Source organism: Paenibacillus sp. J5C2022 (genome assembly GCF_025567625.1).
Taxonomy (GTDB): Bacteria; Bacillota; Bacilli; order Paenibacillales; family Paenibacillaceae; genus Pristimantibacillus.
On the sequence record NZ_JAOQJC010000135.1, the window covers coordinates 1 to 553 of the forward strand.

At 54.6% G+C, this 553-nt stretch carries 1 protein-coding gene; it reads left to right on the plus strand.

Annotation, left to right across the window (positions count from 1 at the left end; translation table 11 throughout):
• On the plus strand, positions 1-248 hold a 248-nt coding region (locus M6D81_RS31655), incomplete at its 5' end, for a Bax inhibitor-1/YccA family protein (protein WP_262681649.1).
• Positions 249-553: the final 305 nt, after the last annotated feature.

Genomic DNA, 553 nt, shown 5'->3' on the forward strand with positions numbered 1-553 from the left:
TTTCATTGTTCGGCGTTCAGATGTCGTTCCTGCACGACAGCAGCATGCTCAGCATCGGCATCTCGCTCGTCGTTGTCGGCATTGCGGCGCTGAATCTGGTGCTGGACTTCGACTTCATCGAGCAAGGTGCGCACCAAGGCGCGCCGAAGTATATGGAGTGGTTCGGGGCATTCGGCCTTCTCGTGACGCTTGTCTGGCTGTACGTCGAGATGCTGCGCCTGCTGTCCAAGCTGGCTAATCGCGACTAGGGCGCGTCTGAGAACTCTGAGGACAGCAAATTTTACCGAATTTTCGTTCCATGCAAGGCGCATTTGTGAAGGCGTACCCGGGGGGTACGTCAAGCAAACGGAACGAAGCAGGGGGCGGAAAGGCGGTGAAAGGTGCCACTGAGCGGGTTTTCAGACACGCCCTAGTAGCAAGCGGCATAGAGAAGATGGACAATCAATTGGAAGAAGAGTGGAAGCTTTAACGGCTTTTGCTCTTTTTCTGTATGGAGGGATACGGTGTATGGATAAGCAGGAGCTTGCTCAATATTGCATGTCGCTTCGCGGCG